This is a genomic window from Paenibacillus glycanilyticus, from assembly GCF_030161375.1.
In the GTDB taxonomy this organism is placed as follows: Bacteria; Bacillota; Bacilli; order Paenibacillales; family Paenibacillaceae; genus Pristimantibacillus; species Pristimantibacillus glycanilyticus_B.
On the sequence record NZ_BSSQ01000029.1, the window covers coordinates 1 to 23,100 of the forward strand.

At 48.8% G+C, this 23,100-nt stretch carries 21 protein-coding genes, 1 tRNA gene and 1 other RNA gene; 2 read left to right on the plus strand and 21 right to left on the minus strand.

Going from position 1 to position 23,100, the window contains the following annotated elements; genetic code table 11:
• Positions 1-368: 368 nt before the first annotated feature.
• The 15 genes from QQK89_RS28140 to QQK89_RS28210 form a co-directional block, all read right to left on the minus strand.
• Positions 369-1,121, minus strand: coding sequence for a sugar phosphate isomerase/epimerase family protein (locus tag QQK89_RS28140; RefSeq protein WP_284242092.1), 753 nt, complete (start codon positions 1,119-1,121; stop codon positions 369-371).
• Positions 1,122-1,153: 32 nt separating this feature from the next.
• Positions 1,154-2,164, minus strand: a complete 1,011-nt coding sequence (locus QQK89_RS28145; RefSeq protein WP_284242093.1) for a zinc-dependent alcohol dehydrogenase — start codon at positions 2,162-2,164, stop codon at positions 1,154-1,156.
• Positions 2,165-2,166: 2 nt separating this feature from the next.
• Positions 2,167-3,090, minus strand: a complete 924-nt coding sequence (locus tag QQK89_RS28150) for an AraC family transcriptional regulator (protein WP_284242094.1) — start codon at positions 3,088-3,090, stop codon at positions 2,167-2,169.
• A gap of 257 nt (positions 3,091-3,347) precedes the next feature.
• The gene (locus QQK89_RS28155) at positions 3,348-3,986 is read right to left on the minus strand and encodes a copper amine oxidase N-terminal domain-containing protein (RefSeq protein WP_284242095.1); all 639 of its coding nucleotides are present in this window, start codon (positions 3,984-3,986) and stop codon (positions 3,348-3,350) included.
• 165 nt (positions 3,987-4,151) lie between these two features.
• Positions 4,152-4,517, minus strand: a transfer-messenger RNA (tmRNA) gene (gene ssrA, locus QQK89_RS28160).
• A gap of 214 nt (positions 4,518-4,731) precedes the next feature.
• Entirely contained in the window at positions 4,732-5,214 is a 483-nt protein-coding gene (gene smpB, locus QQK89_RS28165) for an SsrA-binding protein SmpB (protein ID WP_284242096.1), read from the minus strand.
• Between the two features lie 167 nt (positions 5,215-5,381).
• A complete protein-coding gene (locus QQK89_RS28170; RefSeq protein WP_012772186.1) occupies positions 5,382-5,582 on the minus strand; it encodes a cold-shock protein in 201 nt (66 codons plus the stop codon).
• A gap of 292 nt (positions 5,583-5,874) precedes the next feature.
• Positions 5,875-8,721, minus strand: a complete 2,847-nt coding sequence (gene rnr, locus QQK89_RS28175) for a ribonuclease R (RefSeq protein ID WP_284242097.1) — start codon at positions 8,719-8,721, stop codon at positions 5,875-5,877.
• 134 nt (positions 8,722-8,855) lie between these two features.
• Positions 8,856-9,092: a preprotein translocase subunit SecG gene (gene secG, locus QQK89_RS28180; protein ID WP_284242098.1), complete on the minus strand. Its 237-nt coding sequence runs from the start codon at positions 9,090-9,092 to the stop codon at positions 8,856-8,858.
• 177 nt (positions 9,093-9,269) lie between these two features.
• Complete coding sequence (gene eno / locus QQK89_RS28185; protein WP_284242099.1) at positions 9,270-10,562, minus strand: phosphopyruvate hydratase; 1,293 nt, start codon at positions 10,560-10,562, stop codon at positions 9,270-9,272.
• A gap of 79 nt (positions 10,563-10,641) precedes the next feature.
• The gene (gene gpmI / locus QQK89_RS28190) at positions 10,642-12,177 is read right to left on the minus strand and encodes a 2,3-bisphosphoglycerate-independent phosphoglycerate mutase (RefSeq protein ID WP_284242100.1); all 1,536 of its coding nucleotides are present in this window, start codon (positions 12,175-12,177) and stop codon (positions 10,642-10,644) included.
• A gap of 1 nt (position 12,178) precedes the next feature.
• A complete protein-coding gene (tpiA, locus tag QQK89_RS28195) occupies positions 12,179-12,934 on the minus strand; it encodes a triose-phosphate isomerase (RefSeq protein WP_284242101.1) in 756 nt (251 codons plus the stop codon).
• Between the two features lie 39 nt (positions 12,935-12,973).
• The gene (locus tag QQK89_RS28200) at positions 12,974-14,155 is read right to left on the minus strand and encodes a phosphoglycerate kinase (RefSeq protein WP_284242102.1); all 1,182 of its coding nucleotides are present in this window, start codon (positions 14,153-14,155) and stop codon (positions 12,974-12,976) included.
• A gap of 183 nt (positions 14,156-14,338) precedes the next feature.
• Positions 14,339-15,343, minus strand: coding sequence for a type I glyceraldehyde-3-phosphate dehydrogenase (gene gap / locus QQK89_RS28205; RefSeq protein WP_284242103.1), 1,005 nt, complete (start codon positions 15,341-15,343; stop codon positions 14,339-14,341).
• 75 nt (positions 15,344-15,418) lie between these two features.
• A complete protein-coding gene (locus QQK89_RS28210; RefSeq protein WP_284242104.1) occupies positions 15,419-16,465 on the minus strand; it encodes a sugar-binding transcriptional regulator in 1,047 nt (348 codons plus the stop codon).
• Between the two features lie 246 nt (positions 16,466-16,711).
• Between QQK89_RS28210 and QQK89_RS28215 the strand changes: the two genes are divergently transcribed.
• Both QQK89_RS28215 and clpP read left to right on the plus strand, forming a co-directional pair.
• Positions 16,712-16,786, plus strand: a tRNA-Arg gene (locus QQK89_RS28215).
• Positions 16,787-16,962: 176 nt separating this feature from the next.
• On the plus strand, positions 16,963-17,544 hold the full coding sequence (gene clpP, locus QQK89_RS28220; RefSeq protein WP_284242131.1) for an ATP-dependent Clp endopeptidase proteolytic subunit ClpP: 582 nt from the start codon (positions 16,963-16,965) through the stop codon (positions 17,542-17,544).
• Between the two features lie 150 nt (positions 17,545-17,694).
• Here clpP and QQK89_RS28225 read toward each other — a convergent pair whose 3' ends face one another.
• The 6 genes from QQK89_RS28225 to trxB all read right to left on the minus strand — a co-directional run bounded on the left by QQK89_RS28225 (position 17,695) and on the right by trxB (position 23,028).
• Positions 17,695-17,964, minus strand: a complete 270-nt coding sequence (locus QQK89_RS28225) for an HPr family phosphocarrier protein (protein ID WP_284242105.1) — start codon at positions 17,962-17,964, stop codon at positions 17,695-17,697.
• A gap of 155 nt (positions 17,965-18,119) precedes the next feature.
• On the minus strand, positions 18,120-19,049 hold the full coding sequence (gene whiA / locus QQK89_RS28230; protein WP_284242106.1) for a DNA-binding protein WhiA: 930 nt from the start codon (positions 19,047-19,049) through the stop codon (positions 18,120-18,122).
• 7 nt (positions 19,050-19,056) lie between these two features.
• Positions 19,057-20,043 carry a gluconeogenesis factor YvcK family protein gene (locus QQK89_RS28235; protein WP_284242107.1) on the minus strand — a complete coding sequence of 329 codons (987 nt, stop codon included), beginning with the start codon at positions 20,041-20,043 and terminating at the stop codon, positions 19,057-19,059.
• A gap of 12 nt (positions 20,044-20,055) precedes the next feature.
• Positions 20,056-20,940 carry an RNase adapter RapZ gene (rapZ, locus tag QQK89_RS28240; protein ID WP_284242108.1) on the minus strand — a complete coding sequence of 295 codons (885 nt, stop codon included), beginning with the start codon at positions 20,938-20,940 and terminating at the stop codon, positions 20,056-20,058.
• A 43-nt stretch (positions 20,941-20,983) separates the two neighbouring features.
• On the minus strand, positions 20,984-21,934 hold the full coding sequence (locus QQK89_RS28245; RefSeq protein ID WP_284242109.1) for an ROK family glucokinase: 951 nt from the start codon (positions 21,932-21,934) through the stop codon (positions 20,984-20,986).
• A gap of 164 nt (positions 21,935-22,098) precedes the next feature.
• Positions 22,099-23,028 (minus strand): thioredoxin-disulfide reductase, encoded by a 930-nt coding sequence (gene trxB / locus QQK89_RS28250; protein ID WP_284242110.1) that lies wholly within the window; start codon positions 23,026-23,028, stop codon positions 22,099-22,101.
• Between the last annotated feature and the right edge of the window lie 72 nt (positions 23,029-23,100).

Sequence of the window (23,100 nt, forward strand, 5' to 3'; positions counted from 1 at the left end):
CAGTTTCGCTCGTTGTTCAGTTTTCAAAGAACAATTTTTCAACAACGCGGTATATCGTAACACGTTATCGCATTTTTTGTCAAGCTTTAATTTTCATCAATTTTTGTCGATGATTTTCAGCTTTTCGTCCCAACCGCTTGTCTCTCTCGGCCGGAATTAGAATATACCATAATCCAAAAGCGTTTGGCAAGCACTTTTTCAAAAAAGATATATAACCTCCTTTCTTGCATATAAAAAGCCATAACCATATCCCATGGGCATATGATTATGGCTGGCGAGAAATCTGGCGAACGTGTCTAGGAGGGACCACGCTGAACCCCTTCCTTGTTACTACGTGCGTCATTGATAGTCCTGCACCGCGCAAGCAATTAAATTAAATCAAGATTCTTCAAGTTCTTATAGCTGATGGCTAGGCTTTCAATCGGATCTCTGCGACTCAAATCTTGTTCGACCACTAGCCATTCCGTGCCAACCTCTCTTGCTGTACGAGCAATTGCTTTAAAATCCAATATCCCTTCGCCGATTTCGGCAAAAAAAGCACTCTCTCCCGCTTCCATATCCTTTATATGCAACAGAGGACAACGGCCGTGAAGCTTGCTCAAGTATTCCACGGGATCTAGACCCGCACGCTTTACCCAATACGTGTCCAACTCCAATTTAACCAAATCAGGATCGGTCTCTTGCAGCAGTCTATCTAACTGAGAAACGCCGTTATAAGTTTTGAACTCCCAGTCATGATTATGATACAGCAGTTGTACTCCCCTCTTGCGCAGACGGTTGCCAATTTCGTTCAATTTGGCTGCTTTGACTAACAAGTCCTCTTCCGAATCAAAATGATAAGAAAGCGCCACGTATTTCTCGGCATCTACCGCTTCCAAATAGTCAGCAATCCCTTCCGGGTTGGACGCCAGCTCTTCTATTCCCGCATGAAAGCCAATTGTCCTTAAACCGATTTGATCCAGAAATCGCTTCTGCTCTTCTATCGTGATACCTGCCGGCGGAGGCCCCAGCTCGATGCCTTGATAACCGATTTCCGCAATTTGTTTAAGCGTGCCAATGTAGTCTTTGCTAAGATGATCCCGAACGGAGTAAGGCTGTACTGCTACAGAGAATTTGGACATCCTGATCACGCATCCTTTCCTGCTTATAGGGTTCAGACTTCAGACCAATCGAACAAAACGCCTTGATAATGATCTTTGTCGTTGCGCAAACCTTCGTAAGCCTGTACCGCCTGTTCTGGCTTCAAAATGTGGCTGATTAACGGTTCAATCTTTAACTGCTTGCGTCTCAACAGATCAAATATGATTTGCGAGTTACGCGCGAGCGAATGCTTGACGAACACATCAGGTTCAACCGGATACCTCCACTCGTGGGCGCCTTTAAAGGTAATACAGCCATACCCGTCCAAATGTATGTAGTTCAACAAATCCGTTATATTGCCTTGAAATTCACCCCGAGGGCTGCCTAGCAGTACAACTTCACCATATTTCGCAACCCATGGCAGCCCGTTTGCAACCACGCTAGGAATGCCGGTCGCATCAATTAAGGTAGATACTCCTCTGCCCTCAGTAAGCTCGGCGATCTCCTCTTTAGTTGTAGAACCGGACTGTAATGTATATGCGATTCCGCATTCTTTAGCGGTATTTATTCGATTGAGCGATAAATCTATTCCGATTACGGAAGCGCCTTGCATAGAAGCCAATTGCGCAGCCATGTTGCCAATTAAGCCTAATCCCGTTACAGCCACATGATCGCCAAGCTCAATATTCGATACGCGAATAGAGGTCATTGCCACGGAAGCCATCCGGGTAAAGGGCACCCAGTGCAATGGCACGTCGGAAGGCGCTTTCAAAAAAATGCCGCTCGTTGAAATGACCGAATACAAGCTATGGTCGCCATAGTGAAACACATGATCGCCAGCTTGATACCCTTCTACCTCTTCGCCTAACTCGATAATCTCGCTCACCGAAGAATAACCCGGTACTGAAGGCATTTGAAACCACCCTTCATTTCCCGACAAGCAAGCCAGCTCGGTACCCGGGCTGATTAAGGAGTATTTCTTTTTGACCAGCACTTCCTTGTTGCCCACTTTGAAGCTGCTTCGTTGTTCTGTTTCGACTTCGACTTGCCATGGCGCGGTAAATATAATTTTTTTGTTTTCCAATCTCAACTCTCCTCTAACTTTGCTGTTTGCGTATGGCGGTCAACCGCCAAATACGAATAGGATTCTATATATTGACTGGCGGTAAGGCCAACAATCGTTTTAAACGTTCGGCTAAAAGAGTGTATGCTTGTAAAACCGACCTCTTCTGAAATCTCCGTAATGGAAGAACGGTTTTCAATCAGCTTTCTTTTCGCCTCCTCGATCCTGACATGCGTCACGTATTTATGAATGGTAATACCTAACTGCTCTTTAAAAAGACTAGACAGATGATTGGTAGATAAGCCTGCATACTCGCTAATTCTCTCCAGCTTTAATTGAGGATCCCTAAACTGCTGTTGAATGTATACGATCGATTTCTCGATTGATGCCCATCCCTTCGCCTTGGTCCCTATCCCCTCCGATGACTCGCGTTGGTTTCTTAGAAAATAAATAAGCAACTCCAAAGCCAACGATTTCATAAAAATATGACTGTAAGGCCGTTGACCGGTAAACTCTTGTCTAAGGATATGGAATCTTCTGTGCAGCTCCAAACGAAGCGCATGATGGATACGCGAAATAGGATTTACTTCCGATAAAATTTCCTCTTCCGGTTTAATCTCTATTTGCTGTCCCTGATTCACCCCTGTTTCAACCCAAGTGCTCTGGTCATCCCAATGAAACAGATCAAAATGAAATATGTATTGAATTAACGGTTCATTCGATGTTGCTCGGATAAAATGAAGCTTCATCGGCGGAATAAGAATAACGTCCCCTGCCTTCACCTCATAGTGAATGCCATCCAATATGATTTCAGCCTCGCCCTGTTCAATGTACGTATACACATGATCAAAATCCAACCACTCACCAACAAGGTATTGGGATTCCATGATTTTTACAGAGCGTACAAATGGGGACAGCCTTTCGATTCCATTGATGATCCTTTCCATCCTATCCTCCGTATTTGTGGCGTTTCCGATATCCTATCACAACAACATTCTGCATTCCTATCGCTTCGCTCAGAACCGGTTGTAATACCTATCTTATTAGAACTGCAGAGAAAGATCTTTAGTTATAAAAACGATTTTTTAACAAAAACTACGATTTTTCGGATCAATGAAGCTGCTTTGACAAAATACGTTGATGAATAGCAAAAACCCGACCTTATGCGGTCGGGTTTCTGGAGAAGCTATCCTATATTAGACGCCTATCTTACTAAGGATTTGAATGAAGTCATCATCCATTCATTCCCCTTCTTAGTCATCTCCGTTATAATTTCGTTTCTATGGTCACCCCACGAATCTTCAAAAGATGCCGTATATTGAGTATAGCTGCTATTCCACTCAATCTCCTTATCCATGAGACCATGCAGGTTAATAAGGAATTTATTCCACTCTCTCTTCTGGGTACCGTGCATCCCATCAAGCGCTTTGGTAGCAAACTTTATTGCTTGTTCATCTGTTAATGGATAAGCCTGAACTTCAATGTGCTCGGAAGATCCTATCATAGTAGATTTATTCCATTTAATATAATCGTCCGGATAGAAGAAGTTATTCAAAGCTTTAAATTGAACATACACCTTCCCACTGATCAGCAATGCTCCGTTGCCCACAATAGCCGTAAAAGTTTGTCCATCTTTATTTAGTGAAGCTGTATTAGTTTTCTGATTCCAGCTTATTTTTGCGCCAAGCTTCTCTCCTGTTACACGGAGAGGTGCATATAATCTCCCCTCAGAAAGGATACCCTTTAAACTTAGAGTGGCGACATCATCATTTGCAGCATATGAACTTACTGGACCAACCATTAAAGCAGCACTCATTAAACCTACTAATACTGTTTTCTTCATTTTACCCTCCAGAATTCTACACTTATATGCTAAGTTAATTGCTTTTATATAACTATTAACGTCTATATATACTCATTGAAATTATAAAAGTTCTATTATATCCTCAGTCCATTTCTGTAAGTCGAGACAAAGCAAAAACCCGACCTCATGCGGTCGGGTTTCTCATGGTGGAGGCGAGGGGATTTGAACCCCTGTCCGAAGACAACGCCACACAGGCTTCTACGGGTGTAGTCACGGTATTGATGTCACCCGAGCGTCGTCCCGTAACCGACTACGCGTTGGGTCAGCCTGATTATCTTCTTCCGTCGACCCCAGGCGGAGACCGAAGCGGCGTATCCCACTACTTGTTAGCCCCTAGTCTAGTCACATGGGCGATGCTAGGTAGGAGCACGCTCACAGGTTATTAAGCTGCGAAAGCGTAAGTTTGTTGTTGTTTGCCATTTAATAGGCTTTAGCGTTGATGAAGCAGACGACTCCCTGCTACCCGCAACCCATGCTCGTACTATCCCCGTCGAATCCATAAACGCCCCCAATATCGCATAAACGGCCCGTCAAAGCAACCGATTAGCTTCAAGAACGCTTGGAATGAGGTACGGCGTTTCGTAATCGCCGTTCATTACAAGCAAGTATAACTCAATGCTTCTTTGCTATAGCGCTTAGTATCACCTTAGCACTTATTCAGTATAACATGAACATCTTCACCATTGCTAAAAATGTTACTGCCAGTGGATGAAGGACATGCCAACTATCTTACAACCTTCTGCTTCTCGCGCAGCGCACGCTGGATATCCCGTTGTGCATCGCGCTTCGCAGCGGTATCGCGTTTATCATACTGCTTCTTACCTTTACCAAGGCCAATAAGCAGCTTCGCGTACCCATTGCGAACATAAATCTTCAAAGGCACAATCGAGTAGCCTTCCTGTTTGGACTGGCCAAGCAGCTTATGAATTTGCTGTTTATGAAGCAACAGCTTGCGAGCGCGCGTCGGATCAGTCGGGTTATGACGATTGCCCTGTTCAAAAGGACTGATGTGCATATTATGAATGAACATCTCGCCATTCCGGATCGTTGCAAACGCATCTCCAATATTCGCTTTTCCCATGCGGACCGATTTGATCTCGGTTCCCATGAGCACAATCCCCGCTTCATACGTATCCTCGATGAAGTAATCATGGGAAGCTTTTTTGTTTTGAGCGAGTTGCTTGCCGTCATTTTTCTTAGCACCCACAGCGGTTCACCTCATCTTCGTATACGGATTCCATGGTTTAAGAAAGCGTCATTAGGAATACATTGTAACAACTTTACAAATCTAAAGCAACACTGCAAAAATACATCGCTTACATAACTAAAAAAACCGCCCTGTTAAGGGCGGTTTCCGTACGTTAATTTAAGCTATTACAGCTTAACAACGTTCTCAGCTTGTGGTCCGCGGTTGCCTTGAACAACGTTGAACTCAACGCGTTGGCCTTCTTCAAGAGTTTTGAAGCCTTCGCCAACGATAGCGGAGAAGTGTACGAATACGTCATTGCCGCCTTCAACTTCGATGAAGCCGAAACCTTTCTCAGCGTTGAACCATTTAACTGTACCTTGTTGCATGTGTCTTACCTCCAAAAAATAAAATTAATATGCGCCTATTTCGTATCGAAACAAAAAATTCACACATTGGAAAAGGTGTCATGACGACTAAAATGATACCCTTTTCAATATGTGAATTCAGGTTCATATCATCAATTGCTTTGAGTGTACTATACCCAAAATCAAAATGCAAGCGACAAGCTTAAATATATTTTCCCAGCTTATCCTAAGAAACGGTGCTGCTTCATCGCAGACCGCGCCACACTTGGCAGCACCGTATTTTCAGGTTATAGTACTTCATCATGTTAATTATTTATTTACGGTTTTTGCGGACGAATGCTGCAGTTGAGTTGCCTCCACCGCCATTGCCTCCGCCTTTTCTTTTCCTCTTCTTGTTCTTCCCTTCTTCGCCGGAATTATTCGTTCCTTGCGAAGAATTTGCTGCGCTTTTCTGGCCGCCTCCGTCGCTGCGATTGCCGCCGCTGCGATTGCCGCCACGGCCGCCGCGTCTTCCCCGGCCGCCATCAAAGGACGAGCCTTGATCCGGATCTTCGCCCGTATCCGCGTCTCTGCCGCGGCTGCCGCTAATCGGCAGCCCCCACATATCCGTGCGCGCTTTCGCCCCGCGCACTTGACGCCCCGGCTCTTGCGGCTGCGCCTGCTCGAGCCACGGCGAACGCTCCGCCGCGCCTTCGGCTGCGCGGCTCGCGCCTGCTGCCGCTCCGCGGTCAGCGCCTCCGCGCTTCCGCTCCGCTCCGCTTCCTTGCGCGCCGCTTCGCTCAGCGCGCGGAGCACCGCCATCGCGGCTGCCGCCTTTGCCGCCGCGACCGCCTTTTTCTCCGCGGTTATCTTTGCCGCGGTTATCCTTGCCGCGGCCCGCTTTGGCTGCGCCGCGCCCAACAACCGCTTCGCGATCACCGCCGCCGCGGCCGCCAAATCCGCTGCGCTTGCGGCCGCCGCCGTTGCGAGCGCCAAAACCGGCGTCCGCCACGCCGCGGAAGTCGCTCCGCGGTTTCATGTCCACCATCTCGAAATCGATGGTGTAATCATCCATATTCACCTGCGCTATGCGGATTTTCACTTCGTCGCCGATGCGGTACACCTTAGACGTACGCTCACCGATGAGCACCATATGAAGTTCATGGAAATGGTAATAGTCATCCGTCAAACCACTCAAGCGAATAAGACCTTCCACCGTATTATCCAGTTCGACAAACATACCGAAGCTTGTCACGCTGCTAATAATGCCGTCGAATTCTTCGCCGACTTTATCCAGCATGAATTCGCATTTTTTGAGTTTATCCGTATCACGCTCCGCATCAACCGCGACGCGTTCGCGTTCGGATGAGTGCTGGGCGATATCCGGCATCCGGGCAGCCAAGGCTTCGTTGCGCATTTCCGGCAATGCCCCGCCGTTCTCAAGTACCTCGCGGATAACGCGATGGATAACTAAGTCCGGGTAACGCCGGATCGGAGACGTAAAGTGCGAATAGAATTCAGCCGCCAGGCCAAAATGCCCCAAGCTTTCCGCATCATATTTCGCCTGTTTCATCGAACGAAGCATGACAGTCGAAATCACGGTCTCTTCCTTGCTGCCGCGAATCTCTTCAAGAAGCGTCTGGAGAGCACGCGGATGCACGGAGTTGCCTTTGCCTTTCACGACATAACCAAAGTTAGAAGCGAACTGCATGAAATGAAGCAGCTTCTCCTGATCCGGGTCCTCGTGAATCCGATAGAGGAACGGCACGCGCAGCCAATGGAAATGCTCGGCTACCGTCTCGTTCGCCGCAAGCATGAATTCCTCGATAATCTGCTCGGCTACCGAACGTTCGCGCTTGACGATATCAACCGCCTTGCCCTCTGCGTCCACGATCACCTTCGACTCCTGGAAGTCAAAATCGATCGCGCCGCGTTTCATCCGTTTCTTGCGCAGTTTCATCGCTAGTTCTTCCATCAGCGAGAACATATCAAGCAAATCAGCGTAACGTTCCTTCAGCTCGGTTTCCGGTTCTTCTTCGGTAGCCGTGAGAATTTTGCGCACGTTTGTATACGTCATTCGCTCTTTCGTCTTGATCACGCTTGTGAAAATATCATGACGCACTCGCTTCAGCTTGGAGTCAAACTCCATCTCGCAGGAAAGCGTCAGCCGGTCAACCTGAGGATTCAGCGAACAAATCCCGTTCGACAATCGATGCGGCAGCATCGGGATTACCCGGTCTACCAAATACACGCTGCAGCCGCGGCGGAAAGCTTCCTGATCAAGCGCCGAGCGTTCCTTCACGTAATACCCTACATCCGCGATATGAACGCCAAGCAGATAATTGCCGTTATCAAGCCGTTTCACATGAACGGCGTCATCGAGGTCCTTCGCGTCTTCCCCGTCGATGGTCACAATGACTTCGCCGCGCAAATCGCGCCGGCCTTGCTCAACAATCTCTTCCTCGGTAATCGAATCCGGTGCCGCCTCGGCCTCTTCCATCACTTCATCCGAAAATCCTTCCGGCAATTGATGCTTGCGGATAATAGACAAAATGTCGATGCCCGGATCATTCCTATGCCCGAGAATTTCAATGATCTCCCCTTGAGCGGCAGAGCGCCCTTCCGGATATGAAGTTATCTTCACGACTACTTTTTGTCCGGTTACCGCGCCTTGGAATTCACCTTTCGGGATAAAAATATCCCGGTTAATCCGTTTATCATCCGGTACAACAAACCCAAATGCTTCGTGGCTTTCGAACGTGCCAACTACTTGAGTAACGGCCCGCTGAACAATGCGGACAACCTCACCTTCCATGCGGCCGCCGCCTTCGCTTTGCGAAGTAATGCGCACCAGCGCGATATCGCCGTTCATCGCGCTCTTCTGATCGTTTGCGTGTATGTAAACATCAGGATGGTCTTTCTCGTCAGGCAGCAAAAATGCGAATCCTTTCGCATGCGCCTGGATTTTTCCTCTTAAGAGGTTCATTCGCTCTGGAACGCCATAACGTTCATTGCGCGTCCGAATAACCTTACCCTCGTCTTCGAGTTGGTTAAGCAGCTTCAGGAATTCTTTGAATTCCGTTGCATCCGTAATGCCGAAATGCTGCTCCAGCTCCTGATAAGTCATCGGCTTATATGCCGTCTCCCGCATAAAATCAAGCAGTCCCTGCTCTTGCATCATAATTTTCCTTGTCACCTGCCGGTTGATAGATTATCATATACCGTTTAGTATACACGAATTTATTCCCAAGCATCCGTAAAAAACCCTTAAAAACAAAAAAACGGAGGTTTCCCTCCGTTTTCGAGTACTAAAAATTAAATTTTAACTACGTATGCCACAACTAGAGCCAGAATAAAGAATCCAGCTGCCAGCCCTACTGTCAAACGCTGAAGGAACAAGTCAAGACCGCGAGCTTTCTGCTTACCGAACAAATGCTCAGCACCGCCAGTGATCGCACCGGACAAACCAGCGCTTTTACCTTTTTGAAGCAATACGACCGAGATCAAGCCAACTGCGAAAATAACGAGCAAAATCTTCCAAAAGATTTCCATTTGATCCACCTCCAGCATAGGAGCTCCGTTAAACACATAAATTGATTTTATCATACGTGGACAAGTAATTCAATAGTTTCAAATTCCGGCGCAATTTCCTCTATTTGAGAACTATTTCAAACCGCAAAAAAGGCATCCCCTCACCGGGATGCCTTTTTATTATCGTAACTTGAAAACTTATTTGAAGTTTTTCAGGTTGTAGAATGCGGATTTGCCAGCGTATTGAGCAACCGAACCCAGTTGGTCTTCAATGCGGAGCAATTGGTTGTATTTCGCTACGCGGTCCGTACGGGACGGAGCGCCAGTTTTGATTTGGCCAGCGTTTGTAGCAACAGCGATGTCAGCGATTGTGCTGTCTTCGCTCTCGCCGGAACGGTGGGAGATAACCGCTGTGTAACCAGCGCGTTTCGCCATTTCGATCGCGTCGAATGTTTCAGTAAGCGAACCGATTTGGTTAACTTTAACGAGGATGGAGTTACCCACGCCTTTTTCGATGCCGTCGGACAGACGCTCTGTGTTTGTAACGAACAGGTCGTCACCAACGAGTTGAACTTTGCCGCCGAGTTTGTCAGTGAGCAATTTCCAACCTTCCCAGTCGTCTTCGGAGCAGCCGTCTTCGATTGTGATGATTGGGTACTTCTCAACCCACGAAGCAAGCAGGTCAACGAATTCAGCGGAAGTGAAGGATTTGCCTTCGCCTTCGAGGTGGTATTTGCCGTCTTTGTAGAACTCAGTGGAAGCTACGTCCATACCGAGGAATACGTCAACGCCTGGTTTGTAGCCAGCAAGCTCGATTGCCGAGATGATTGTAGTGATTGCTTCTTCGTTGGAACCAAGGTTAGGAGCAAAGCCGCCTTCGTCGCCTACTGCTGTATTCAGGCCTTTGTTTTTCAGAACCGATTTCAGGTTGTGGAAAATTTCAGCGCCGATGCGAAGAGCTTCTTTGAATGTTGGAGCGCCAACTGGCAGAACCATGAACTCTTGTACGTCAATGTTGTTGTCAGCATGCTCGCCGCCGTTGATGATGTTCATCATTGGAACCGGAAGAGTTTTAGCGTTGAAGCCGCCCAGGTAAGTGTACAGTGGCACGTCCAGAGCGTCAGCAGCAGCGCGTGCTACAGCCATCGATACAGCCAGGATTGCGTTAGCGCCGAGTTTTGCTTTGTTAGGAGTTCCGTCAAGCTCGATCATTTTGCGGTCGATTGCTACTTGGTCAAGAGCGTCCAGGCCGATGATTTCAGGAGCGATAATCGCATTTACGTTCTCAACCGCTTTTTCAACGCCTTTGCCCAGGTAACGGCCTTTGTCGCCATCGCGAAGCTCAACAGCTTCGTAAGCGCCAGTGGATGCGCCGGATGGTACGATTGCGCGGCCTTTGCCGCCGGACTCCAGGGATACTTCTACTTCTACAGTTGGATTCCCGCGGGAATCCAGCACTTCGCGTGCGTAAACGTCAACGATAATAGACATTGTAGGTAACACTCCTTAAATTGAATTATTTATAGGGTTGAAGCATGGAAAACAAGCTGTTTAGATTCTACCTTGAAAGTTACTTCTGAATCAATGTTGTACCTGTCATTTGCTCCGGTTTAGCCAGTTGCAACAGGTCAAGCACGGTTGGAGCCAGGTCAGCCAGAATGCCGCCCTCGCGAAGTTCTCCGCCCGCAACGGTAACGATACAAGGAACAGGGTTCGTTGTATGCGCCGTGAAAGGACGTCCGTTTTCGTCGAATACCATATCCGCATTGCCATGGTCAGCCGTAATGATCGCTACGCCGCCTTTTGCAAGGATCGCCTCTACGACTTGGCCAAGACATTCGTCGGTTGCTTCTACCGCTTTGATCGTAGGTTCCAGCATACCGGAGTGGCCTACCATGTCAGGGTTAGCAAAGTTCAGAATGATGGCATCATGATTCTCGGCTTCGATCTCTTTCACTGCTGCCGCAGCAACTTCATATGCGCTCATCTCAGGCTGAAGGTCATAAGTCGCAACCTTCGGCGAATTGATAAGGACACGCGTCTCGCCCGGAAGCTCAACATCGCGGCCGCCGCTGAAGAAGAAGGTAACATGCGGATATTTCTCGGTCTCCGCAATGCGAAGCTGCTTTTTGTTGTTTTGAACAAGTACTTCTCCAAGCGTGTTGTCCAGGTTCTTAGGGGAGTAAGCCACGTAACCGCCAATTGACTCGCTGAACAGCGTCAGGCAGACAAAATGCAGGTTTTTCGGACATTTCTCGCCACGGTCGAAACCACGGAAGTCTTCGTTCGTGAATACTTGTCCAAGCTGGATTGCACGGTCAGGACGGAAGTTGAAGAAGACGATGGAGTCTTCCGATTCAACCAGACCTACCGGCTGTTCGTTCTCGCCTACGATGACCGTTGGCATAACGAATTCATCATAAACGGATTTTTCATAGGATTCAACTACGGCCTTGATTGGATCCGTGTATTTAGGGCCGTCGCCGTAAACCATGGCGCGGTACGATTTCTCGGTACGCTCCCAACGTTTGTCGCGGTCCATTGCGTAGTAGCGGCCTTGAACGGTAGCGATCTGGCCTACGCCTACTTCCTCAATCTTAGCTTGCAGTTGTTCCAAGTAACCTTTCGCGCTGTCCGGAGCTACGTCGCGACCGTCGAGGAAGGCATGGATGAATACTTCATTCAATTCCTCTTTCTTAGCCAGTTCCAGCAGAGCAAACAGGTGAGCGATGTGGCTGTGTACGCCGCCATCGGACAAAAGACCGTACAGATGAAGCTTCTTGCCGTTTGCTTTTGCATGGCGAACTGCCCCAAGAAGCGTCTCATTATCGTAGAACTCGCCGTCGCGAATCGACTTCGAGATACGAGTCAGATCTTGATAGACGATACGACCAGCGCCGATGTTCAAATGGCCAACCTCGGAGTTGCCCATTTGTCCTTCCGGCAAACCTACTGCTTCACCGGAAGCCGTAAGCGTCGTATGCGGATAAGTCGACCAGTAACGGTCGTAGTTCGGCTTTTTCGCTTGCGCAACGGCATTGCCAGTTACGTCATCGCGAAGACCAAAGCCGTCAAGAATAATCAGTGCAACTGGTTTCGGCGCCATCTTACTTGGCCCCCTCAACGAGTGCGATGTAAGAAGCCGGTTCTAGGGAAGCACCGCCAACAAGCGCGCCGTCGATGTCCGCTTGACCCATGTATTCTGCTACGTTGTTAGGTTTTACGCTGCCGCCGTATTGGATACGAACCGCATCGGCTGTCGCTGCATCGTACAGATCAGCAACTACACTGCGGATGTAGCCAATAACGTCTTGCGCGTCTTCGGAAGTCGAAGATTTGCCAGTGCCGATCGCCCAGATTGGCTCATAAGCGATAACCACTTCAGCTGCTTGCGTAGCGGACAGACCTTGGAAAGCCGCTTCTGTTTGCACTTTGCAAACCTCTTTCGTTTGGTCAGCTTCGCGCTCTTCGAGCTTCTCGCCTACGCAAACGATTGGCGTAATGCCATGTTTGAAAGCAGCATGCATTTTTTTGTTAACAATCTCGTCCGTCTCCGCGAAGTAAGCACGACGCTCGGAGTGGCCGATAATAACATATTTAACGCCAAGATCCTTCAGCATTACGCCGCTGATCTCGCCAGTGAATGCACCGTTGTCTTCGAAGTGCAGGTTTTGCGCGCCGATTGCGATCGACGTGCCTTTTGCTGCTTCAACCAAAGCCGGAAGAGTAGTGTAAGGAGCGCAAATTACGCTTTCTACGCCAGCAACTTCAGCTTTGCCTTTTACTTCGGAGAAGAACGATACGGCTTCGGAAACGGTTTTAAACATTTTCCAGTTGCCTGCAATGATAGGTGTTCTGCTCATCGTATTCCCTCTTTTCATTAGATTTATAGAATCTACTTCTTATTTATCGTTAAGAGCTACAACGCCCGGGAGTGCTTTGCCTTCCATGAACTCCAGGGAAGCGCCGCCGCCAGTCGAGATATGGTTCATTTTGTCCGCTACGCCGAATTTCTCAGCTGCTGCCGCCGAATCGCCGCCGCCGATAACCGTGTAACCAGCTGTTTCCGCACAAGCGTTAGCAACCGCACGCGTACCGTGGGAGAATGGCTCGATTTCGAATACGCCCATAGGTCCGTTCCAAACAACAAGCTTGGAGTTTTTGATCACGTCAGCATAAATCTCACGTGTCTTAGGACCGATGTCGATGCCTTCCCAATCAGCCGGAATGCCGTCAACGTCAACGATTTTTGTGTTAGCGTCTTTGCTGAACTCGTCAGTAACAACGATATCAACAGGGATCAAGAAGTTTTTGCCCAGCGTTTTTGCTTTCTCGATGAACTCAAGCGCCAGATCCAGCTTGGAGTTGTCAACGAGCGATTGGCCAATTTCGTGACCTTGCGCTTTGAAGAACGTGTAAGACAAACCGCCGCCGATGATGATGTTATCAGCGATTTCGATCATTTTGTTGATTACGTCGATTTTGTCTTTTACTTTCGAACCGCCTACGATCGCCGTGAAAGGACGCTCAGGGTTGTTCAGCGCTTTGCCGAGAACATCCAGCTCGCGTTCCATCAGAAGACCGGATACTGCAGGCAGATAATGAGCGATGCCTTCAGTCGAAGCGTGTGCGCGGTGAGCAGCGCCAAACGCGTCGTTAACGAACAGGTCAGCCAGTTCAGCGAATTGCTTCGCCAGTTCCGGATCATTCTTCTCTTCGCCAGCGTGGAAACGAACGTTCTCAAGCAAGAGTACGTCGCCGTCGTTCATAGCGTTAACTTGTGCTTTCACTTCTTCGCCAACGGAATCGTTAGCTTTCACTACTGGTTTGCCCAGAAGCTCGGACAGGCGTACAGCAGAAGCTGTGTGGCGCAGTTCTTCAACTACTTCACCGTTCGGACGGCCAAGGTGGCTCGCGAGAATAACTTTAGCGCCTTTTTCGATCAAGAAGTTGATCGTAGGAAGCGTTTCGCGGATACGCTTGTCGTCAGTAATTTGGCCATTTTCGAGCGGCACGTTGAAATCGACGCGTACAAATACGCGTTTCCCTGCTACTTCTACGTCACGAACACTTTTCTTATTCATTGGTGTTGCCTCCCTGATTATGAAGTTGAAAGCCTATTAATCAATTAAAAAAGCGTTCCTTCTCGCAAGAAGGAACGCCTTCGCCTAATTTCCACCCAAGTGGAGCCGCAGACTTAGCGTGTCCCGGGGCTATATACCCCGGGACGAAAGCGTTCCATGCAATTGTGGGAAAGCTAGTTTATCTTACAGACCTTTAGATGCAACGTAAGCTGCGAGGTCAACTACGCGGTTCGAGTAGCCCCACTCGTTGTCGTACCAGGAGATAACTTTAACCATGTTGCCTTCTACTACCATAGTCGACAGAGCGTCGATTGTGGAGGAAGCTGGGTCGCTGTTGTAGTCGCTGGATACCAGTGGAAGTTCGTTGTAGTTCAGAATGCCTTTAAGAGGGCCTTCGGAAGCTTCTTTCAGAGCTGCGTTAACTTCTTCAACAGTAACGTTAACTTTCAGTTCAGCAACCAGGTCAGTTACGGAAACGTTAGGCGTAGGAACGCGCATAGCCATGCCGTTCAGTTTGCCTTTCAGTTCAGGCAGAACCAGGGATACTGCTTTTGCAGCGCCAGTGGACGAAGGAATGATGTTCTCAGCAGCTGCGCGAGCACGGCGCAGGTCTTTATGAGGAACGTCCAGTACGGATTGGTCGTTAGTGTACGAGTGAATTGTAGTCATCATACCTTTAACGATGCCGAATTTGTCGTTCAATACTTTTGCGAATGGTGCAAGGCAGTTCGTTGTGCAAGAAGCGTTGGAGATTACAGTGTGCGATGCAGCATCGTACTTGTCTTCGTTAACGCCCATAACGATTGTGATGTCTTCGTTAGTTGCTGGAGCGGAGATGATAACTTTTTTAGCGCCGCCTTTAAGGTGAAGCTCAGCTTTTTCTTTAGCTGTGAAGATACCAGTCGATTCAACAACGATTTCAGCGCCTACGGAGCCCCATGCCAGGTTCTCAGGGTTACGCTCAGCAAATACTTTGATTTCTTTGCCGTTAACAACGATTGCGCCTTCTTTAGCTTCAACAGTAGCGTCAAGAGTGCCATGCGTTGTGTCATATTTCAGCAGGTGAGCCAGAGTGCTAGTGTCAGTCAGGTCATTCACCGCTACTACTTCTACATTAGGGTTGTTCAGCGCTGCGCGGAACACGTTACGACCGATACGACCAAATCCGTTAACACCAATTTTAACCATTTTAAATTCCTCCTAAGCTTTTTAAATGACTATGGTATATATTTCAAAACGTTCTGCGGCACAAACCGCAAATCGTTAAGATAACAATTGTTGCTGTTCATCGATGATAGCGGATATTTCAAGAGCTGCCGCTTCATCCGTAACCAGTACATCATCATGCCCAAATTTCATAATCGCCGCTATAGCTTCGCCTTTGCTATTGCCCCCAGCGACACCAATAACAACTTCAGTCTTCACAATATCCTCGAGTCGTAATCCTACTGTCTGCATTTTGTGAACAACTTCGCCGTTACGGTCGAAATAAAAACCAAATGCTTCGGCCAATGCCCCGTCTGCCGCCATCGCATCCACCAGTTCAGGGTTCAGCTTTCTGCGCCTGGCCATCACCATAGCGTCCCCGATCCCGTGTACGACGATTCGGGCTCTCCGGACAACTTCGACAATATCGCGGATATTTGGTTCCTGCATCATGGAGGCGTAAGCTTCATCACCAAGATGATCCGGCACATGAAGCATCCGGTAATTGGCGCCTGTTCGCTTTGCCATCGTAGATGCAATGGTATTGGCTTGATAATCGAGACTTTCACCGAGTCCCCCTCTTGCCGGCACGAACCAATTGTTCTTCAAGGGCACTTGCGAGGTTAACTGATTGGCTACCTGAGCGATTGTAGTTCCGCCGGTAACCGCCACGACATCGTTTGGCTCCATAGCTTTCTGAAGCACTTGGCAGGCCGCTCTTCCGAGCTCCCGCTTGGATTGCTCTGATTCCTCGGAATCGCCTGCGACAACAACAACCTGCGATAATCCGAAGTGACTCCTGATCTTCTCTTCCAGATCGGACAAGCCGAATAACGTCTTATAGAAGGGTTCCAATTGTTCAAGCAGTTGTTTTCCTGTTTCGCTGATCCGCATTCCCGCTGTATGAATCTCAAGCAGTCCTTGCGATTTCAGAAAATCCGTCTCTGCCCTCAGCACCCGCTCAGTCATCCCTAAGGAATTCGCGAGTGTCCGCCGGCCGATCAGGTCGGATAACATCACTTGGCGCAATATCAAGTAACGCTTCTTCATTACGTCGAGCAAATCTGGGAGAAGCTGCTGCTGCAGCTCAATAATGTGACGCATCCTCTACTTTTCACTCCACCCGTCAATAGGCGTAATGGGCTTTCAGGGGATGGACGTTAAACGTCCCGCATACTCACTTTAAGTCCCACCTTTATTTTAGCTAAAAACAATTCACATGGCAAGTAAGCAATCGTGGATGTAAGCGTTTGTATTCACGATTTGCTCAAATTTATTTTTCTCATCTATCTTGCTTTCTACAAATGATTCGCGTATACTAAGTTTTGCTGTTGCTTTGCAATATGATTTGCGCCCGTGGTCCAATGGATATGACGTAGGCCTCCGGAGCCTGAGATCTAGGTTCGATTCCTAGCGGGCGCGCCATTTAACTTACACATTAACGCATACATAAATAAGAACCGTCCTCGATGAGGACGGTTTTTTTGTTTATTTTTTATGTCAGAATAGTTTGACTTTCTTTGACTTTTGTTTGATGATCCGCTAGAATGGGAATACAGTAATACCATTTGTTATATTTTGAGGAGGGGACTTGGTTGGATATGAATTTCGTTCCTATGGTTATTGAACAGAGCAATCGCGGAGAACGCGCCTACGACATTTACTCCCGTCTTCTGAAGGATCGCATCATCTTCCTCGGGTCAGGCGTTAACGATGTAGTGGCCAACTCCATTATTGCTCAAATGCTGTTCCTGGCAGCAGAAGATCCTGAGAAAGACATCTCACTCTACATTAACAGCCCTGGCGGTTCGATTACGGCGGGCATGGCTATCTATGATACGATGCAATACATTAAACCCGATGTTTCGACGATTTGCGTTGGCATGGCCGCTTCGATGGGCGCTTTCCTGTTGACGGCAGGCGCAAAAGGGAAACGTTACGCGCTTCCGAACAGCGAAGTAATGATCCATCAGCCGCTTGGCGGCGCTGAAGGCCAAGCAAGCGATATCGAAATCCGCGCCCGCCGCATCATCAAGATGCGCGACAAGCTGAACGGCATCCTGGCTGATCGTTCCGGTCAACCGCTCGAGCGAATCGAAAAGGATACGGATCGTGATTATTTCATGAGCGCAGAAGAAGCACGCGAATATGGATTGGTTGATAAAGTTATCGAACGAATCTAATTACAAAACAAAAAGCAGCTGTAACAGGGTCATCACCTGTACAGCTGCTTTTTTGCTCTGCATCACAAGTTAAACAAGAAAAAGGACCCTCCCATAGTCATCCAAGATGACCTTTCGGAAATGCCCTCTTCTCGCTCGTTCATGAACTTCTTATTGGTTCTCCAGCTCTTCTTTGCTGACGAGTGCGACTAAAGCGTTTACAGCCTGCTCTGCGTCCGAGCCCTCTGCGCTAATGTAAATCTCCGTGCCCGAGCTGATCGCCAGGCTCATGATACCCATAATGGATTTCGCATTAACTTTTTTGTCGTCTTTCTCAACAAATACTTCGGAGGAAAATTTGTTCGCTTCTTGAACGAATAATGCGGCAGGTCTAGCGTGCAGACCTGTTTTAAGACGAACGACAACCGGTAGCCTTGTCATGGTAACCATACCCCCTATACTATAATAAGTCCGGCAAGCAGCTGTCCGCTTTGGCGGATTGTTCGCTTCATGCTTAGCCTGACATCACTAAAAACGTAATAAGACTTTTTGTTCATATTATATCATTATACCATCTGATGCACTAGGTTAAAAGTTTAGCTGTTTCGGATTTTTTCCGCAAGCTCATCAATTTTCCGCAGACGGTGGTTTACGCCCGATTTGCTGACGGCGCCTTTAAGCATCTCGCCAACTTCCTTCAGATTCATATCGGGATGTTGCAGCCTGATTTCCGCGACTTCTCTAAGCTTGTCTGGAAGGTTGTTCAGACCGATTTCCTTTTGCAGCAGCTTGATATTATCAATTTGCCTAACCGCCGCACCAATCGTTTTGTTCAAATTGGCCGTTTCGCAATTCACGATCCGGTTAACGGAGTTGCGCATATCCCGCATGATCCGCACATCCTCGAATTTGAATAACGCCTGATGAGCGCCAATGATGTTCAGCAGCTCGATAATTTTCTCGCCCTCTTTGATGTAGAACACAAAGCCTTTTTTCCGCTCGATACATCTTGCGTTTAGTCCGAATTTGTTCGCCAGCTCGACCAGCGCTTCGCAGTGCTCCTCATACATCGATGAAATTTCAAGATGGTAAGAGGAACCTTCCGGGTTGTTCACTGATCCGCCCGCCAAAAAGGCGCCACGCAAATAAGATCGTTTGCAGCAAGACTTCTTGATGATTTCTTTATCAATGCCCAAATTAAACACAAAACCCTCGGATACAATTCTCAGCTCACTTAGTATTTCCTGTACTTTCGTCGGAATTCTAACGATATATACATTATTTTTTTTCAACCGCATTTTTTTGCGGACGAGGAGCTCTGTATGAACCTCAAAATGCCTCTTTATCAAGGAGTAGATCCGACGGGCAATTGCTGCGTTTTCAGTTGAGATGTCGAGGACGACTTTGCGGCTGGATACACTTACGGAGCCGTTCATTCGAATGAGCGCAGACAATTCAGCCCGCTCGCAGCAGGTATCCGCCTCAATCATCGTCAGCTCTTTCTTCGTCTGGGCCGCAAATGACATCGCTTGTTCACCTCTTTCTTAACATCCAGTTTTCCACTAACTTATAAATATGATGACTCAGCCGTTCGGCATCATGGCGCAGGAAGGTGCGATACAATACGAGACGGTCGGCAATGACCTCGGGTCCCATCCGGGTCACTTCGTCAATATCGAGCGTCACTTGCTTTGCACCCATCTCCGCGTACTTGTCTGCTACCTCAGGCGGGATCTCTCCGTCATTCACGAGTACGTAATCAAACAGCCGATGGCCGATATGATCCTGTACCGCTTTAATATGATCGCTGACGGAATAACCGTCCGTCTCGCCTGGCTGTGTCATCACGTTGCATACAAACAGCTTCACCGCTGTTGAATCCACGATCGCTTGCGCCAGCCTAGGCACGAGCAGATTCGGAATAATGCTCGTGTATAAGCTGCCGGGACCGATCAGGATCGCATCGGCCTGCTCTATCGCTTCAATGGCTTCCGGCAGCGGCTCAACATCATCGGGCTCGACAAATACCCGTTTGATTTTTTTGCCTGCCTTCGGAATTAGCGATTCTCCAACCACGATAGTGCCATCGGTCATCTCCGCACTCAGCACAATAGCCCGGCCCGCTGCAGGGAGCACTCTCCCGCGCACAGCCAGTACTTTGCTGAGTTCGCGAATACCCGTTACGAAGTCGCCCGCAATATCCGTCATCGCAGCCAGCATCAGATTGCCAAGACTATGTCCGGCAAGTCCGGTACCGCTCGAGAATCGATATTGAAGCACTTCAGTCAATAACGGTTCGGCATCCGCAAGCGCCATAATGACGTTGCGGATGTCCCCCGGCGGGGGAATTTGCAGCTCGTTGCGCAATATGCCTGAGCTGCCGCCGTCATCGGCAACCGTTACGATTGCCGTAATATCGATCGGCTTCTCCTTAAGCCCACGCAGCATAACGGACAGACCCGTGCCGCCGCCTACCACAACAATCTTAGGCCGTCTTAGAATTTTATGCCTACTTTGCATCGTATCACCCCGTTAATGCTTATCACGGTCAGCATCGCGGTGGCTGACGCGTACCCGTTCCGTATCACTGCTGCCGAGCATGCGACCCAAATATTCCGCAATCGCAACCGAGCGGTGTTTGCCGCCCGTACACCCGATCCCGATAACAACCTGGCTCTTGCCTTCTTTATGGTAAAGAGGGAGAAGAAACTGAAGCATATCGAGCAGCTTGGTCAGAAAGGCTTGCGTCTCCGGCCATTTCATCACATAATCATATACTTCCGGATTTTGCCCGGTGTTTGGACGCAAATGCTCTACATAATGAGGGTTCGGCAAAAAGCGCACATCATAAATCAAATCGGCATCAATCGGAATGCCGTATTTGAAACCAAAGGAAGTCACGTTCACGGAAAGGCTGTTGCTCTCCAGATTCGTAAACCGGGAAATAATCCGTTCTTTAAGCAGGGCAGGCTTAATCGTGCTCGTATCGATGACCTGCGAAGCCGAACCCTTCAGATCCTCCAGCATTCGTCTCTCGAGACGAATGCCTTCCAGCGGCATGCCCTCAGGAGCAAGCGGATGACGCCGGCGGCTTTCCTTGTAACGCTGAACCAGCACTTCATCCGTTGCATCAAGGAACAGAATTTCGCAGCTGATCGTGTAATGTTCTTTTATGAAATTTAATGATTCCGATAATGCCGTGAAGAACTCGCGACCCCTAAGGTCAATAACAAGAGCTACTTTGCCGATCTTGCCGTTTGACTGCTCAATCAGCTCTGCAAATTTCGGGATAAGCACCGGCGGTAAATTATCAACGCAGAAAAAGCCAAGATCCTCAAGGCTCTGTACGGCGATCGTCTTGCCAGCGCCGGACATCCCCGTAATGATTACAAGCTTTGACATTGTTCCCGTTTCCATTGCTGCACCCTCTTTCCCCATCGTAAAGCTGTTTATGTTCAGACTAGGACCGCAAAATGAGACCTGCTGCGCCTACCACGCCGGCATTGTTGCCAAGCGTAGCTGCAACGATCTTAACGCCTTCCTGTGCTTCTTTCTGAGTATACTTGCTGAATACTTCGCGAATTTGGTCGAACAGGAAATCGCCTGCTTTCGACACGCCGCCGCCAATGATGAAGCATTCCGGATTCAGTACAACGGCCATAAGCGCCATCGACTTGCCCAGGTAATAAGCTGCACGGCTAACGATACGAGCCGCTACTTCATCGCCTGCTTTTGCAGCGTCAATAACGTCTTTCGCCATAATGTCTTCTACGGTAGCAAGAGTTGTACGGTCGCCACGCTCAACAGCGTCCTTCGCCATGCGGATAATGCCCGTAGCCGAAGATACGGTCTCGAGGCAGCCCATTTTGCCGCAGCCGCATTGAATGGCTTCCAGATCAGGAACGATTGCAATGTGACCCAGCTCGCCGGCCATGCCCGCAAAGCCTTCTACGATTTTGCCGCCGATAATAATACCGCCGCCTACGCCGGTACCAAGCGTATAACATACGCAGTTGTCGACGCCTTTGCCCGCGCCTGCCCAAGCTTCGCCAAGCGCCGCAACGTTTGCGTCATTATTGACAAGGATTTTTACCTTAAGCTCTTGCTCAAGGAAAGATTTCAAGTGTACATTCACAAGCGGAAGGTTTGCGGAATATTTCACAATCCCGTTCGGAATGTCCAGGAAGCCAGCGATGCCAATGCCTACACCCTCAACCTGTTCCCAAGCAAACGGAGATTCCGCTACGATGTTACGCACGTATTGCGCAATATTATGAAGGATGGTGTCCGTACCTTTACTCGTTTCCGTCGGCCCTTCGTAAGTATGAAGAAGCTCCCCCTCCACATTACAAATCCCAACTTTAATAGCGGTGCCGCCGACATCGACTCCAACGTAAATCTTCTCAGACATTACTAGTCCACCTCATTAATATGTTATCTACTCTTTAACCAACTATAAGCCAATGCCCTATTCCGGTCAAGATAATCGCCGTCCCAGTGTTTCCCTTTTGCAATCGTAATTTGACAGGAAAAAGCCCTCTCCGTGAGAGGAAAGGGCTGACTTGTTCTCGCGTGTTAATGCGATCCGTTGCTCTCAAGGAAACGTTCGCAATCAAGCGCCGCCATACAGCCGCTGCCTGCTGCCGTAATCGCCTGGCGGTATTTGTTATCCTGTACGTCGCCGCAAGCGAATACGCCGGGCACGTTAGTCTCCGAGCTGCCCGGCTTTACGGTAATGTAGCCGTGCTCATCGGTATCGATTTGGCCGTTCAGGAATTTCGTATTTGGCGTATGGCCAATTGCGATAAAGATACCGTCCGTTTGGATGACTTCTTCTTCGCCAGTCTCGTTATTACGGACCTTCAGGCCCGTAACGCCCATTCCGCCTGCTTCCACTCCAACCGGCGTACGATTCAGGCTCCAGCTGATTTTCTCATTGTCTCGGGCACGGTCTTGCATGATTTTCGAAGCGCGCAGCTCATCGCGGCGGTTTACAAGCTCAACATTGGTTGCGAAACGAGTAAGGAAGTTCGCCTCCTCCATCGCGGAATCGCCGCCGCCAACAACGACAATCTTTTTGCCCCGGAAGAAGAAGCCATCGCAGGTTGCGCAGGTGCTGACACCGCGTCCAACGTTGTCCTTCTCGCCGGGAATGCCTAACCATTTGGCCGAAGCGCCTGTGGAGATAATGATGGTCTCGCCAACGAATTCGCCTTTGCCTTCTACTTGAAGCTTGAACGGACGCTGGGACATATCCACGCTATTCACCCAGCCAGTCATGAACTCCGCGCCGAAACGTTCAGCTTGCTTCCGCATATTGGCCATCAAATCAGGGCCCATGATACCTTCTGGGAAACCAGGGAAATTCTCAACCTCGGTTGTTGTTGTAAGCTGGCCGCCCGGCTCAGGTCCTTCAATAACGAGAGGTTTCATGTTTGCGCGTGCCAGATAAATCGCTGCTGTAAGTCCGGCTGGGCCGGTTCCGATAATAATGGATTTGTACATGGTTGTCCTCCTAAAGTTGCGCACTTTTTGAACCGCACATGATGCCGCTGCACGAACATAACGTACTTCCGA

Coding starts and splice junctions, on each gene's coding strand:
- tpiA (WP_284242101.1), bottom strand. CDS start 12,934: ATGAGCAGAACACCTATCATTGCAGGCAACTGGAAAATGTTTAAAACC.
- QQK89_RS28225 (WP_284242105.1), bottom strand. CDS start 17,964: ATGACAAGGCTACCGGTTGTCGTTCGTCTTAAAACAGGTCTGCACGCT.
- QQK89_RS28235 (WP_284242107.1), bottom strand. CDS start 20,043: ATGCAAAGTAGGCATAAAATTCTAAGACGGCCTAAGATTGTTGTGGTA.
- trxB (WP_284242110.1), bottom strand. CDS start 23,028: ATGTACAAATCCATTATTATCGGAACCGGCCCAGCCGGACTTACAGCA.
- clpP (WP_284242131.1), top strand. CDS start 16,963: ATGAATTTCGTTCCTATGGTTATTGAACAGAGCAATCGCGGAGAACGC.
- gap (WP_284242103.1), bottom strand. CDS start 15,343: ATGGTTAAAATTGGTGTTAACGGATTTGGTCGTATCGGTCGTAACGTG.
- eno (WP_284242099.1), bottom strand. CDS start 10,562: ATGTCTATTATCGTTGACGTTTACGCACGCGAAGTGCTGGATTCCCGC.
- QQK89_RS28210 (WP_284242104.1), bottom strand. CDS start 16,465: ATGCGTCACATTATTGAGCTGCAGCAGCAGCTTCTCCCAGATTTGCTC.
- rapZ (WP_284242108.1), bottom strand. CDS start 20,940: ATGGAAACGGGAACAATGTCAAAGCTTGTAATCATTACGGGGATGTCC.
- QQK89_RS28140 (WP_284242092.1), bottom strand. CDS start 1,121: ATGTCCAAATTCTCTGTAGCAGTACAGCCTTACTCCGTTCGGGATCAT.
- QQK89_RS28155 (WP_284242095.1), bottom strand. CDS start 3,986: ATGAAGAAAACAGTATTAGTAGGTTTAATGAGTGCTGCTTTAATGGTT.
- QQK89_RS28200 (WP_284242102.1), bottom strand. CDS start 14,155: ATGAATAAGAAAAGTGTTCGTGACGTAGAAGTAGCAGGGAAACGCGTA.
- QQK89_RS28170 (WP_012772186.1), bottom strand. CDS start 5,582: ATGCAACAAGGTACAGTTAAATGGTTCAACGCTGAGAAAGGTTTCGGC.
- gpmI (WP_284242100.1), bottom strand. CDS start 12,177: ATGGCGCCGAAACCAGTTGCACTGATTATTCTTGACGGCTTTGGTCTT.
- QQK89_RS28245 (WP_284242109.1), bottom strand. CDS start 21,934: ATGTCTGAGAAGATTTACGTTGGAGTCGATGTCGGCGGCACCGCTATT.
- whiA (WP_284242106.1), bottom strand. CDS start 19,049: ATGTCATTTGCGGCCCAGACGAAGAAAGAGCTGACGATGATTGAGGCG.
- secG (WP_284242098.1), bottom strand. CDS start 9,092: ATGGAAATCTTTTGGAAGATTTTGCTCGTTATTTTCGCAGTTGGCTTG.
- rnr (WP_284242097.1), bottom strand. CDS start 8,721: ATGATGCAAGAGCAGGGACTGCTTGATTTTATGCGGGAGACGGCATAT.
- QQK89_RS28150 (WP_284242094.1), bottom strand. CDS start 3,090: ATGGAAAGGATCATCAATGGAATCGAAAGGCTGTCCCCATTTGTACGC.